Source organism: Agromyces mangrovi (assembly GCF_030296695.1).
Classification (GTDB): Bacteria; Actinomycetota; Actinomycetes; order Actinomycetales; family Microbacteriaceae; genus Agromyces; species Agromyces mangrovi.
The window spans coordinates 2,330,004-2,344,257 of sequence record NZ_AP027737.1 but is presented as its reverse complement, the minus strand read 5'-3'; the positions used below and the strand labels follow the sequence as shown (position 1 = coordinate 2,344,257).

8 protein-coding genes are annotated in these 14,254 nt (G+C 65.8%); 3 read left to right on the top strand and 5 right to left on the bottom strand.

Annotated elements, in window-relative coordinates:
* Positions 1 to 30 precede the first annotated feature (30 nt).
* The 4 genes from QUE38_RS11090 to QUE38_RS11075 all read right to left on the bottom strand — a co-directional run bounded on the left by QUE38_RS11090 (position 31) and on the right by QUE38_RS11075 (position 5,393).
* Positions 31 to 2,289: a glycoside hydrolase family 3 N-terminal domain-containing protein gene (locus QUE38_RS11090; RefSeq protein WP_286308269.1), complete on the bottom strand. Its 2,259-nt coding sequence runs from the start codon at positions 2,287 to 2,289 to the stop codon at positions 31 to 33.
* Positions 2,286 to 3,107 (bottom strand): carbohydrate ABC transporter permease, encoded by an 822-nt coding sequence (locus QUE38_RS11085; RefSeq protein ID WP_286308267.1) that lies wholly within the window; start codon positions 3,105 to 3,107, stop codon positions 2,286 to 2,288. Before QUE38_RS11085 ends, QUE38_RS11090 begins: the two co-directional genes overlap by 4 nt.
* 1 nt (position 3,108) lies before the next feature.
* The gene (locus QUE38_RS11080) at positions 3,109 to 4,029 is read right to left on the bottom strand and encodes a carbohydrate ABC transporter permease (RefSeq protein ID WP_286308266.1); all 921 of its coding nucleotides are present in this window, start codon (positions 4,027 to 4,029) and stop codon (positions 3,109 to 3,111) included.
* Between the two features lie 92 nt (positions 4,030 to 4,121).
* Positions 4,122 to 5,393 carry an ABC transporter substrate-binding protein gene (locus QUE38_RS11075; protein ID WP_286308264.1) on the bottom strand — a complete coding sequence of 424 codons (1,272 nt, stop codon included), beginning with the start codon at positions 5,391 to 5,393 and terminating at the stop codon, positions 4,122 to 4,124.
* Between the two features lie 238 nt (positions 5,394 to 5,631).
* On the opposite strand from QUE38_RS11075, the gene QUE38_RS11070 reads away from it, so the two are divergent.
* On the top strand, positions 5,632 to 6,624 hold the full coding sequence (locus tag QUE38_RS11070; protein WP_286308262.1) for a LacI family DNA-binding transcriptional regulator: 993 nt from the start codon (positions 5,632 to 5,634) through the stop codon (positions 6,622 to 6,624).
* Between the two features lie 354 nt (positions 6,625 to 6,978).
* On the opposite strand, the gene QUE38_RS11065 is transcribed toward QUE38_RS11070, so the two are convergent.
* Positions 6,979 to 7,758, bottom strand: a complete 780-nt coding sequence (locus QUE38_RS11065; protein WP_286308260.1) for an LLM class flavin-dependent oxidoreductase — start codon at positions 7,756 to 7,758, stop codon at positions 6,979 to 6,981.
* A gap of 344 nt (positions 7,759 to 8,102) precedes the next feature.
* Here QUE38_RS11065 and QUE38_RS11060 point away from each other — a divergent pair, with 344 nt between their 5' ends.
* Complete coding sequence (locus QUE38_RS11060) at positions 8,103 to 8,528, top strand: hypothetical protein (protein ID WP_286308258.1); 426 nt, start codon at positions 8,103 to 8,105, stop codon at positions 8,526 to 8,528.
* Between the two features lie 451 nt (positions 8,529 to 8,979).
* Positions 8,980 to 14,220, top strand: coding sequence for a LamG-like jellyroll fold domain-containing protein (locus tag QUE38_RS11055; protein ID WP_286311786.1), 5,241 nt, complete (start codon positions 8,980 to 8,982; stop codon positions 14,218 to 14,220).
* Positions 14,221 to 14,254 lie beyond the last annotated feature (34 nt).

The window sequence follows — 14,254 nt, the reverse complement described above, 5'->3', positions numbered from 1 at the left end:
GACGTGCTTTCTGTGAGGTTGGCGTCGGTGTCAGGCTGTGACGGTGAACGGCGCGGTGAGGAGGTCGGCGTCTCGTGAGCTGCGTCCGACCCGCAGCTCGAAGTCGCCCGGTTCGACGGTGCGACGGCCGCGCGCGTCCACGATGGTCAGCTCACGGACCGGAATCACGAGGCGGACATCGACGGAGTCGCCCGGCTGCACGGTGACCTGCGTGAACGCCTTCAGTTCCTTCTCTGCCCAGGTGACGGAGGTGACGACGTCGGTGACGTACGCCTGGACGGTCTCGGTGGAAGGCCGAGAACCGGTGTTGTGAATCGTGACCAGCGCGGTCGCCGAGTCAGCTGAGGTGAGCTGGCTGTGTTCCAGTCGCAGGTCGGAGTATTCGACCGTGGAGTAGCTGAGTCCTTCGCCGAACTCGAAGAGCGGAGCCTGCGTGAGGTCGGCGTATCGCTCGCCGTGCTGGCCCCGGACGTTGTTGTAGAAGACCGGGAGTTGACCGGCGTGGCGGGGAACGGTGATGGGAAGGCGCCCCGTGGGCTCGATGACTCCGAGCAGCAGCTCGGCGATGGCACGGCCGCCCTGCATGCCCGGGTTGAACGCCTCGACGATGGCCGCCGCTCGACCCGCCGATGCAGGAAGTGTGGACGGCTTGGAGTGGATGAGGACGACGATGACGGGGGTGTCTGTCTCCACGAGCGCGTCCAGCAGCGCGATCTGCGCGCCCTGCAGGTCCAGAGTCGCCGTCGACTTGTTCTCGCCGGTCAGCGCGACCGTGTCGCCGAGCACGACGACCGCCCAGTCCGCGTCCTTGGCCGCGCGTACCGCTTCGGCGATCTGGTCATCGTCGGGCGCGGCGGGGATGAACAGTTTCGGGCGAGGCTGTCCGTCGCGGAGCACCTCGCCGGCCGGGTCAACGATCTCATGGCCGATGTCGGCGCCGCGTGCGTACGTAACGGTCCACTCCGCGGGAACAACGCTGCGCACGCCGTCGAGAACGGTGGTTGTCAGGTGTCGGGGGTGCCCGTCCGGCAGCCACGGAATCTGACCGGACGCACCCGCCCAGTCACCCAGCTGCGCGTGCTGGTCGTCCGCGTTCGGGCCGATGACGGCGATGGAGCGCGACTGACCGTCTGATGCGGGCAGCGGAAGGGTTCCGTCGTTCTGCAGGAGGACGAGTGAACGGCGGGCGATCTCCAGGTTGGTGCGAGCGTGCGACTCACTGCCGATCTCGGACTGCCGTGCAGCATCCGGGAGGCGTGCGTCGTCGAAGAGTCCCAGCTCGAACTTGAGTCTGAGGATGCGGCGGACCGCGGCGTCTACGAGCTCCAGGTCGAGCCGTCCTTGAGCCACCGCTTCCTGTGCCGCGTCGAAGAACTCCGGAGTGGTCATGACGAAGTCATTGCCCGCCTGGACGGCGATGATGGCGGCCTCGATGTGGTCGGCGCAGACCTTCTGCTCCCAGACCATGCGGCCCACGTTGTCCCAGTCGGTGACGAGGGTTCCGGTGAATCCCCACTCGCCTTTCAGGACGTCACTGAGGAGCCACTTGTTCGCGGTGATGGGCACGCCGTCGATGGCCTGGTAGCCGAGCATGAACGTTCGGCACCCCGCATCAACCGCGCGCTGGAAGGGTGGCAGGAACCAGGACCGCAGCTTGCGCGGGCTGAGATCCGCTTCGCTCGCGTCCCTTCCGCCCTGCGTTTCGGAGTATCCAGCGAAGTGCTTCGCCGTGGCGAGGACCGCAGTCGGGTCTGCAAGCCCGGATCCCTGGTAGCCGCGGATCATCGCGGCACCGAGTTCTCCGATGAGGTGGGGATCCTCACCGAAGGTCTCATCGACGCGTCCCCACCGTGTGTCGCGGGCGATGCACAGCACGGGTGAGAACGTCCAGTGCAACCCGGTCGCGGCCACTTCTACGGCGGTCATTCGCGCCCCGCGCTCGATGAGCTCCGGGTCCCACGTGCAGGCCATCGCCAACTGGGTTGGAAGGATGGTCGCGCCGGGCCAGAACGAGTGCCCGTGAATGCAGTCGTCGGCCATGAGGAGCGGGATGCGAAGGCGTGTGCGTTCGACCAGCGCTCGCGACTCGACGATGCGCTCGGGCGATGCATGGAGGAGCGAACCGACAAGCTTTCCGCCGACGAGATCCTCCAGGTCGCCTCGCGCGTCGAGCTGCAGCATCTGCCCGACCTTCTCTGCCAGCGTCATCCGGGCGAGCAGGTCCTCCAGTCGCTCTTCCATGCGCACTGTGGGGTCGAGGTACGGCAGGGGCACGCTATCGACGGTCATCCCTTCAGCCCTCCGGCGAAGCCCTGGACGATGTACTTCTGGAGGAAGAAGTAGGCGATGAGGATCGGCAGGATGCTGATGATGATGCCGGCGAAGATGAGGTTCCATTGCGCGCCGTACTGTCCGACGAATCCGTAGATCGCGACGGTGATGGTCTTCTGGTCGCTCCCGGAGAGGTACAGCAGCGGCGTGAGGAAGTCGTTCCAGTTCGCGACCGCGGTCAGGATGATGATGGTGCCGGTGATGGGCCGGACAAGGGGGAACACGACCGACCAGAAGGTTCGGAACGCGTGGGCGCCGTCGAGTGCTGCCGCCTCTTCGTACTCGGCCGGCAGCGCGCGCATGAACCCCGCGTACAGGAAAATCGAGAACGGCATGCTGGCACCGACGCCGACGATGATGACACCGGCGAGCGTTCCCAGCAGTCCGAGGTCTCGGATCGTCTGATACAGCGGAAGCAGAGCGAGCTGAGCCGGCAGGAGAAGCCCAGCAAGGAACACGAGGTAGGTGAACTTGGACCAGCGTGCCCCCAACCGGGATAGCGGGTAGGCGGCAGCCGCGGCGAAGATGACCGTGAAGAGAACGATGCCGCCCGTTACGATGGCGCTGTTGATGAGAGCGTTCCCGAGTCCGCCTTGTCCCCATGCGTCGATGTAGTTCTGGAAGGTCGGCTGCTCCGGGAACGCGAATGTTGAGCTCTGGTCGCCGGGCGCTTTGAACGACAGGTTGACCAGGATGTAGATCGGGATGAGGAAGAGCACGGCGACGAGGATCGTGCCGACCTCGAGGATGCCGGTTCGCCAGGTGTATTTCCTCATGTCAACGCTCCTGGAGGGCGAGCAGTCGGTACTGGATGATGGATGCCACCGCGACGAAGATCGACAACACCACAGCGAGTGCGGAGGCGTAGCCGAACCGACCCAGCGAGAAGGCATTCGAGTAGATGAGCGTCGAGATGGTGTTCGTCGCGCCGCCAGGCCCGCCGGCGGTCATCACGAAGACCTGGTCGAAGAGCTTCAGCCCACCGATGAGGGAGAGCATCACGTTGATGGTGATGGCCGGCGCCAGGAGGGGGCGGACGACGGACCAGAATCGTCGGACGGGGCCAGCTCCGTCGATGGCAGCCGCCTCGAGGACTTCCTCCGGGATGCCCTGCAGTCCGGCGAGGAAGATCACCATCGAGTAGCCGACGAACTGCCAGAAGACGACGAAGATGATGGACCAGATCGCGAGGTCGGGGTCTCCGAGCCAGTTCTGCTGGAGCGCGCCCAGCCCGATGGCTTCGAGCAGCTGGTTGATGCCGCCGCCCGGTGAGTAGAGGTTCTGCCAGAGGAAGCCGACGGCGATGGACGTGATGACCACCGGCGCGAAGATGATGACGCGGAGGACGTTGCGAGACTTGATCTGGGAGTTGACCGCTAGCGCGATCAACAGTCCGATGGCGTTCTGGATGATGGTGACCGCGAACGCGATGAGCAGCGTGTTGCGCACCGCGACGACCGCATTCGGGTCGGTGAGGATTCGGGCGAACTGGTCCAGGCCCACCCAGCTCGGGTTCGGCGAGACGCCGTCCCAGTCTGTGAAGGCGAACAGGCTGCCACGGATGCTGGGGTAGACGACCGCGAAGACATACAGGGCGAGAGCCGGGAGGACGAACCACCAGACGCTGGATGCGAATCCGCGGTAGCGGCGGCGCTTCTTCGGCGCCTCATTCAGGCGGACGGCTGTTGCTATGGCCATTGTCGTTCCTCATGTCTCTTCGTTGAGAAGGGTCGCGGTGCAATGACTTCGCTGCGAAGCATCGCACCGCGACCCCTAGTTGTGTGGTGGGGCTAGCCGTTCCAGGCGGCATCCATCTGCTGCAGGAGCGTCGCAGCTGTGGTCGAGCCGCCGATGAAGGTCTGCAGACCGGTGGTGTACGCGTCGTTCACGACCGCGTTGGGCCAGGTCTGATCAGGGAAGGAGACCGTCTTGTCGCTCTGGACCTGGTCCGACACACCAGCCAGCGTCTCGGGCGGGGTGTATCCATCGACGGGACCGCTCGGGTAGATCGAACCGTTGTCGACAGCAATCCTGAGGCCGGCCTCGGAGAGGTAGAAGTCCACGAACTTCTTGGCGAGGTCGAGGTTCTCGGACTTCGCGTTCACGCCGTACCCTGCGCCGAGTCCGACCGGGAGGAAGGTGTCAGCAGGGTCGTCCGTCGACGGGAACGCAGCGGTCTCGAAGGTCGCACCGTCCGGTGCCATGTCCTGAATCGTGCTGATCTGCGGGCTGACCGTGATCATGCCGAGCGCGTCACCCTTCGCAACCTGACCCTGCGCGATGTCCAGCGCCGTTCCCGTGGCGTCAGCGGTGAAGCATCCCGCGTCGATGAGCTCGGTGTACTGGTCGAGCGCCGCGTTCCAGTCGGAGTCGCTGAACGTGGCGTCCCCGGCGTACTGGTCGGGCACGAAGTCAGGGTCGGGGCCGTAGAGCAGAGTGGCCGTCAGCGCGTACGGGACGGTGTGGTAGTTGCCACCGGCGACCGCGGCGAGCGCGTAGGCGACCTTCCCGTTGTCGGTCGCGGTCTTGCAGAGGTCGAGCACCTCGCTCCACGTGGTGGGAGGAGTTGCGCCGACAGCCTCGAGCGCCTGGGTGTTGTAGATGGCGGGGATGATGGTGAACGCGTTGGCGCCCATCAGGATCGTGCCGTCAGCCCCCATCACGGCCTGGTTCGCCTCGTTGTAGTTGGAGACCCAGGGCGAGTCGCTCAGGTCGGCGAGGTAGTTGCCCTTCGCTAGGGTCTGCGCGGTGATGGGGTTGCCGTTGCCGGGGAACACCACAACGATGTCGGACGCTGTCCCCGAGACGAGCTCGGTGTTGATCTGGGTGAGGATGTTCGGCCACGGGAGTCCCGTGTAGTCGATGGTGACACCGGGGTTGTCCTCTTCGAACTGTGCGATGAGCGCTTCGGCGATGCCGTCGTCTGCCCAACCGGACATCGTCAGAACGACTTCGCCGTCCGCTCCCTCGCTCGATGTGTCGGTGGAGCAGCCGGCGAGTGCCAGCCCAGCCACTGCGGCGACTGCGATTGCTGCTGTTGCCCTCTTGGTGATGCGGGACATGCGATTACCTCCTTGTAAAGGCCGCGAGATTTCGCGATGGACGCAGACTCTTTGTGTACCGGTTTACACAATCACCGGACTGCCTGCTTCGCCAAAAATAGCGGGTTGACCCAAGAGTGTCAACCGGTACACACAAGTTGGATGTAAACCGATGCACGTTCGAGCGGTACGCTGTCATCAGATCGACACGGAGAGGTGACAGGTGGACAGCGAGACGACGCCGCGCAGACGACCCTCGATGGACGACGTCGCACGCGCCGCCGGCGTTTCAAAGGGCGCGGTATCAAAGGTGATCCGGAACGCCTACGGCGTGAGCCCCGAAATGCGCGAACGTGTCGAGTCGACCATCCGGGAGCTGGGATATCGCCCACGCATCGCGGCGCAGGCCATGCGAGGCTCCAGCTTCAGCATCGGCATGGAGATCCCGAACCTTGACAGCGAGTTCTTCACCCAGATCATGAACGGCGCTGCGATCGCGCTGTCCAACACCAAGTACCAGCTGATGATCGCCCCAGGCCTTGGCGAGATGAGCGGAACACCGGTTCTCGAGAACTTGGCAGACCGGCAGGTCGACGGAATCATCGCCATCTCACCTGAGGTGACGCCGGAGTGGCTCGAAGAGCTCGCGCGGGACGTGCCCGTCGTGCTGCTCGGACGGCACGACAACCCACGGAACTACGACACCATTACCAACGACGATGAGGCCGGAACCCGCCTGGCGGTCAACCACCTCCTCAGCCTGGGACATCGAGAGATCGCGCACCTCACGCTGCGCATGCGAACGGAGCGCCCCGACGCACGACCGCCTCATACGGTCCGGCGCGAAACGTACGAGACCCTACTTGTCGAGGCCGGCCTCGCTCCTTCGGTGTCCTACTGCGCCGCAACGAGCGACTCGGCCTACGTCGCTGCAACCGAGCTCCTCCATGCTCGGCCGCAGACGACCGCGATCTTCGCGGGCAATGACACCCTCGCTATCGAGGCGCTGCGCGCAGTCGCCGACCTCGGCCTCACGTCAGCCGACGTGTCGGTTATCGGCTACGACGATATTCGAGTGGCCGGTCACCCGCTCGTCTCGCTTTCGACGGTCACCCAGTTCGGCGAGACCATGGGGAGCATTGCAATCGAGCTGTTGTTGGAGCGGATCCGAGGCGGACGGACGACCCCTCGACATCGTGAGTTGAAACCGGAGCTTCGTGTGCGGAGCTCCACAACCACGGTTCGAGCCTGAGCATTCGTCGGTTCGAGCCCCGCGAACTGGCGTAGCGCGGGAGGCGACTCCCCGCCTCCCTGATGACCATCTTCACGAGCGCGGAGCTGTCGAGGTAGTGGGCCACGGTGTCAGTACCGCTCCTCGTCACTAGCGCGAAGCAGCGCGGCACCGACGTCTGCCGGCACTGACTGCGGAGCAGGGAGCTCGCTGAGCGGACGCGGTGCGCTCGCACGGGTGGTCCAGCATGCGACCCGCTCGAGTGCCCGCGATGCGCAGCGTGCCGTGCACCGTGCGGGCATCGCACCCGGCAGCCTGCCGCGCGACCTCGATGCGAGGCAGTGGGCATCCCAGTGGACGGCCGTCGTCGACTGATCACCATGCGCCGCGACGCGGGCCCGCCTCGACGAGGGCCTCGCACGCGTCGCGGGATCCCACAAGCGGAACCATCGCCCAGTCGGCGGTTCCGACGTCATCGAGTTCGCCCGCCCACACGAGCTCCACCGGGTGCGTCGAGCTCGACAGCTCCCTGCGCACCTCCCGCAGGTCGGCCGCCGTCGCATCGGCGGGGTGCTCGTCGGGTCCGATCCAGCCGTCCCACCGCGCAGCCCGTCGTTTCGCCGGGGCGCTGTCACCGCCGACCCAGATCGGCACGCGCGGTCGTTGCACCGGCACGGCGGCGAGGGTGAGCCCGTCGACGACGTAGTGCTCGCCGTGGTGGACGACCCGCTCGCCGCTCCAGAGCCGGACGATCACCTCGAGCGCCTCATCGAGTTGCGCCGCACGGGTGCGACGATCGCCGCTCTGGCCGAACACCTCGAAGCTCCGCGCCACGTCCCCGATCCCGACGCCGAGGGTCATCCGGCCGCCGGACAGCACGTCGAGGCTCGCGACGATCGACGCCACGACGTGCGGCTGGAACGCCGGGAGCGGTGCGATGCAGGTGCCGATCCGCATCCGCGATGTCGCCGAGGCGACGGCCGCGAGGATCACCCACGGGTCGTACGTCTTCGGTGGAGCGTCATCGGAGACGAACCCTCCCCACGTGAAGTACCCGTCCCAGCCCGCCGACTCCGCTCGCTCCGCGATCCGCGCCGCCTCACGCGGGTCTCCGAACGGCCCCCAGTGGGGCACGGCGAGCGCGAACCTGGTCACGCGGCCACCATAGCCGGGAGGTGCGACCGATGTTGCGGGGATGCACACCACGCACGCGAAGGGGCGGATGCCGGCCGCATCCGCCCCCTCTCTGTGCGCGCCCGGACCCCGCCCGGGACGTCTGGTGGAGGACTAGAAGTCCCAGTTCTTGTCGCTACCCGCGGAATCATGCAGGAAATCTAGGTCGGCGCGATCCTCGTGCCATCTGCGTGCCACTCGCGCCGAAATGGTGTCGACTGCGAGCCACGCAATTGCAAGCGTAATTGACCAGACGCCGACACGAAATCCCAGGCTTTGCCGCGTGTAGACCCTGCGCACCTCATAGGTGGAGAAGGGAGCCCACGATGAGCAATCGCACCACCGCAACAGCCACACCTCATGACCCTGAGGTCAACGTCGAGCGTCGCTGGATGAGCGTCGTCTTCATGCAGGGCGAGGAAGCCGACGGCGTGCTCGACATGATCGACAAGAACGGACCCGAGGCCGCAATCCGCCATCTGTCGCAGTGGGACTACGGCGACGAGACGCGGGACGCCGCGCTGGTCAACGGATACGTCTACGAGGAGATCCCCAAGAGCCCCACCGACCGCGTCGTCCGCAACGACTCCGCGGGGTACGCGCTCACCTACAACCAGCACTTCGGATATGTGTCGCTCTTGCGCCATTTCGAACCGGATGTCGGGGAGGTCCGAGAGCGCCTGGGACCGCCGGTGCGGTTCGGATTCGATAGGCAGCGGACCGCACGCCGCACCAACGGCCTCCGACTATAGGTCTCGCCAAAGAGCAGCCCGCAAGCATCCCCTTGCGAGCAATGCGCGTGAGCGGGACCCACTCGTGCGGGCCATGCCGCGCGAATGGGGTTGGCGTCCGCGCGAATCGGGGCCGGTGCAGGTCGGCGGGACTCGACGTCAGCCGCTGTCCGAGCGGCCGGCGCCAGACGAGCTGTGGATCTGACGCGGCCGATGAGTAGGGCACCTAGTCCCGTCAGCTCATCGTCGAACCGGTTGAACATCGCCCGTGCCGTGCAACCGTTCACTCCTTGAAATAAAAGGAATCCCTTTACGACTTACCAGCTTTCCGCTACCGTGTGTCGAACCGGTTCGACGACGATTCGGAGCATTCGCCCGACGTTGGGCCGATACACGGACCACAGAGAGGTTGGACATCGTGTCTCTGCGACGAAGGACGACAAGCCTGTGCGGGGTAGCCCTCGCCAGCGTGATGGTGGCGGCGCTCGCAGCCACACCTGCGATCGCGCAGGAGGCGCCCACGGACGGGCTCATCCTGCACTACGACTTTGAGGCGGGGCAGGTGGCGGGTTCGACCGTCAACGACCTCTCCTCAAGTGATCTGGATGGACAGTTGGCGAACCCGGCGAGCTCCGAGCTCGTTGAGGGTCGAGTCGCGGGCACGCAGGCCATCAGCCTGACCGGCGGCGCGGCGGGCTCCGAGACGTCCTCCTACATCACTGTTCCGGCCGGGCTGTTCGACGGCGTCGACGCGCTCACGGTGTCCGCATGGACGAAGTGGGACGGCGGAGCCGACTGGCAGTGGCTGTACAACCTGGGCAAGAACGCCGACGCGACGGTGATGATGTCGCCGTCGTTCGAATGGGCACAGGCTCAGCGCACTGCTGTAAAGCCCGTCAACGGCAACGAAGAGCGTGGCGTCACCGGCAACGGCAAGCTTGCGGCCAACTCCTGGAACCTCGTCACCACGACGCTCGACGGTGACACCATCAGCTACTACGTCAACGGCGTGAAGGTCGGTTCCGACGCCGCCGACATCGACATCGCCGCAACGTTCAGCGAGGGTGCGAACTCAGGCTTCATCGGCAAGCCGTTCTGGAACTCGCACCCGTTCTTCTCCGGCGACATCGACGAGTTCCGCGTCTATGACCGCGCACTCTCCGAGGCGGAGATCGCGGAGATGGCGGGCGTCGAATCGCTCGACGCGAACCTCGCGCTGCACTACAGCTTCGACGAGGGCACGGTCGACGGCGCGACCGTCGATGACCTCTCGCCGCGCGGCCTGGACGGCAAGATCGTCAACGTCGGCGAATCGAGCATCGTCGAGGGACGCAACTCGTCCACCGACGCGCTCGACCTCCGCGGTGGACAGCCGAGTGACACGACGGCTCCCTACGTCGAGATCCCGAACGGACTGTTCCAGAACCTGAACACCGCGACCATCTCCACGTGGGTGAAGTGGGAAGGCAACCAGCAGTTCGAGTGGCTCTACTGCATCGGCCGTGACGGCGGCGCAGCGGCGTTCCTCACCCCGGCATTCGCTGGAGACAACGCGGTGAAGACCTCCATCAAGCCTGTCACCGGCGGATACAACTCGGAAGTCGGCGTCAGTGGTGCGGGCCCCCTGCCGCAGAACCGCTGGTTGAACCTGACGACCACCATCACCGGTCAGGCCATTACGTTCTACATCAACGGCGTAAACGTTGGCTCCACCACGGCGAACATCAACCTCGCCGCGACGATGTACGCCGCCGGCAACTCCAACTCGGGCTTCCTCGGCAAGCCGTTCTGGGAGAACGCACATCCGTTCTTCAACGGCCAGATCGACGACTTCCGGGTCTACGACGTCGCGATGACGGACGCGCAGGTTGCCACCCTCGTGGGCGGCGCGCCGACCATGGGCAACGTGCACAAGAACACGTTCGACCTGCAGACCCTCGCGGGCACCGCGCCGGTGCTGCCCCCGACGGTGAACGCAGACTTCTCCGACGGCATCGTCCGTCCACAGGCCATCGCCTGGGAGACGGTCGCCCCGTCCGCGTACGCGCAGCCGGGTACCTTCACGGTGCGTGGTCACGTGGGCGGCGCTGAGGTGACGGCGAACATCACCGTCGTCGAGTCGCGGATGGTGGTCGATCTCGCTGAGACGACCGGCAACCTGCACGGTGGCGCATCGGGCACGCTCTACGGCATCTACGGCGACGGCGTCCCGTCGGCGAATGTCATCGACGGGATGAATCTGAGCACCGTGTCCACGAAGGCGCAGGATGGCCCGCAGCACCCCGGCGCTGACGCCCTCGAGGTCGCTAAGCAGCTCGCCGACTCGTCAGATGGACTGACCTTCATCTACATGACCGACATCTATCGCGGCTTCCCGTACCAGGTGACGGGCGAGACTCCGGCGGCGCGCTGGGCGGACTACAAGGCGAAGATCACCACGCAGGTGCAGCAGGTCCTCGAGCTCGAGGAGAAGTACCAGGACAACATCGTCTTCATCCCGTTCAACGAACCCGAGGGCAACATGATGTCCAACGGTCAGTGGGGTGTGGGTGGCAACCCGTTCGGGACGCCGGCTGAGAAGGCGGAGTTCTTCGCGAAGTGGGATGAGGTCTACGCGCTCATCAAGGGCATCATGCCCAGCGCGAAGATCGCCGCGACCAACGCCAGCGCTCTGTACGAGTGGAACCGGGAGTTCCTGGAGCACTCTGTCGCGAACGACACCGTCCCCGAGTGGTTCACCTGGCACGAGCTGGACAGCCCCGCCACGATCCGCACTTCCGTGGAGCGGTACCGCGGCTGGGAGGCCAACGCGTTCGAGGGAACCGAGTACGAGGGCACCGAGCTGCCCATCAATCTCAACGAGTACGCGAACAATTACCACACCGGTGTCCCGGGTGAGATCGTCCAGTGGGTGTCCGCCATCGAGGACTCCAAGGTCGACGGCAACCTCGCCTACTGGAACATCGACGGCAACATCTCCGACACCGCCGTCGAATCCAACCGTGGCAACGGCCAGTGGTGGCTCCTCAACCGGTACAGCAACATGACCGGCAAGACCGTGAAGATCACGCCCCCGCAGCCCGGAGTCAGCTACACGCTCCAGGGTGTCGCCACGGTCGACACGGAAGAGAAGCGAGCGCAGCTCCTGTTCGGTGGGCAGAACGGTGCCACGGTCGTCGAGTTCGACGGCGTGAACAACGACGTGTTCGGCAACAAGGTGCACGCCCTCGTCCGCGAGATCCCGTGGACCGGTCAGTTGGGCGACTCGGCCGAGCCGGATGTCATCGGCGAAGCCATCGTCGATGTGAACAACGGCAAGGTGCAGTTCGAGTTCGGCACCGCCGGCCTCCCGGCCCTGGACGCCGGATCCGCGTACGAGATCGTGCTAACGCCCGGCGCTTCGGCGCAGGTGCAGACCCCGGTCACGCGACTGTGGAAGGCGAAGTACGAGGCCGAGGACGCAGCCCACATGGGCGGTGCGTACGGTGTGCAGGGCCCCGAGGGCGGGCAGACGAACACCTCCGGCACCTACACGTCCAACCGTCACGCGGTCCGCGGGTTCAACACCAACGCCGACGTGAAGCTGAACTTCGCGGTCGACGTGCCCGAGAATGGCGTCTACGACCTCGACGTGCTGGCCAACTCCCTCAACACGATGGAGAGCATCCAGGCGCAGGGGCCGACGAACGTATTCGTCACAGTCGACGGTGGTGCGGAGCAGGAGATCTACCTGTCGCTCGGCTACAAGTACATCGTGTGGGGTCAGACCTCCACGACCTTGCAACTTACCAAGGGTGCTCACACCATCAGCATCTCGACCAAGTCGCTCAACGGCACGAAGTCGACGGTAGGTGAGGCTCTCATCGACCGCATCGACCTGTCGCTGCGGAACCCGGCTGCGACGCAGGCCGTGTACGAGGCCGAGCACGCCACCGTCAGCGGTGCCGCCCACGCCGCCTATGGTGTGAGCGCGCCGTCCGGCTCCGGTGGCGTCTCACTGAAGAACGGCGCCAACACCTTCTGGGTGTACGCACCGGTCGAAGGTGAGCGGACCTTCTCCGTCGATGTGCGCGGCACCGGCACGGCGAAGGTGTCGGTGAACGGGCTCGACCTGTTCACTGACGTCGCGAGCTCGCTCAGCGCCCCGGTGTACCTCAATGGCGGCATCAACAAGGTCGTCATCACCGGCACGGCAGGCGACCTCGTCGTCGACCGCGTCCGCACGAGCGCCGGAACCGGAACGCTGACGTCGACGGTCTACGAGGCCGAAAACGCCACGCTCAACGGCTCCGCCGCGGTGACCTCCTTCTCGCTGGCCTCCGGAGGCAAGGCAGTGACCGGCATCGGTGGTGACCCCGGCAACGGGAACACGCTGACCTTCACGAACGTGCAGGCTTCCGAGGCGGGCACGTACGCGGTCACGATCCGCTACTCCAACGAGGAGCAGTCGCCTGCCTCGCACTACAATCCGGACCCGCTGGCACGCTACGCGGACGTCTCGGTCAACGGTGCGGCGCCGCAGCGCATCTGGTTCCCCCACAGCTTCCACGAGAACAACTTCTGGGAGCTGACGGTACCCATCACGCTGAAGGCCGGAGCGAACAGCCTGAAGTTCACGTCCAAGGAACTGCCGAACTTCGATGGTGAGACTCTCGCCTCCGACGTCTGGCCGGAGCTGCTGCTCCGATCCAAGTGGGCGGCGAACATCGACCGGCTGTCGGTCACGCCGTACACGGCGTCGGCCCCGGCCGCGGACACCACCCGTCCGGAGTTGACCATCGACAAGCCGCTGGGCACCCACGTGACCCGCCCGGCCGATGTCGGGGTCGTCAAGCTGACCGCGTCCGACGCCGGCGGCCTGAACCGGGCGGCGGCGAACCTGTACGACGCGTCGAACACCACGCTGCTCCAGGCGCTCGGCTCCACGCCGGCGAACACGCCCATCGGCAGCACGACCTGGACGAGTGAGTGGGCGCTGCCCACGAACCTCGCCGACGGCGTGTACACGATTCGAGCCTCGGTGACAGACGTCGCCGGGAACTCGAAGACCGTCACGCAGAAGTTCACCGTCGACACCACCCGCCCGGCGGTGTCCATCGTCGCCCCGGCCGAGCGCCGGGTCACGACGCCGGCGAACGTCGGTGCCGTCAAGCTGCAGGTGTCTGACGCGAACGGACTGGGACGTGTCGCAGCGAACCTGTACAACGCGTCGAACACCACGCTGCTCAAGGCACTCGGCTCCACGCCGGCGGCCACCCCTATCGGGGCGAATGAATGGTCAGGGGAGTGGGCGCTGCCGACGAACCTGAACGCCGGCGTCTACACCATCCGCGTCTCGGCCACGGACGCCGCGGGCAACTCGTCCACGGTCACCAGGCAGTTCACCGTCGACACCGTGAAGCCGGTCGTCGTGGTGCTCAAGCCCACGGCGGGCGTGGAGGTGAAGGCCAACAAGCCGGGTGACGTCTCGCTGACGGCACTCGACGCGGGCGGCCTGCAGCGAATCGCAGTGAACCTCTACAACAGCTCGAACACCACGCTGGTGAAGGCAGTCGGCTCCACGCCGGCGAACTCCGCCATCGGGTCGACGGCATGGGTGGGCAAGTGGGCGCTGCCCACCGGCCTTGCCAAGGGGACGTACGTGATCCGCGTCTCGGCGACCGACATCGCCGGGAACACCCAGACGGTCACGCAGACCCTCAAGGTCAAGTAACCGCACCATCACAGGGGCGCCCATCCATCAGGGT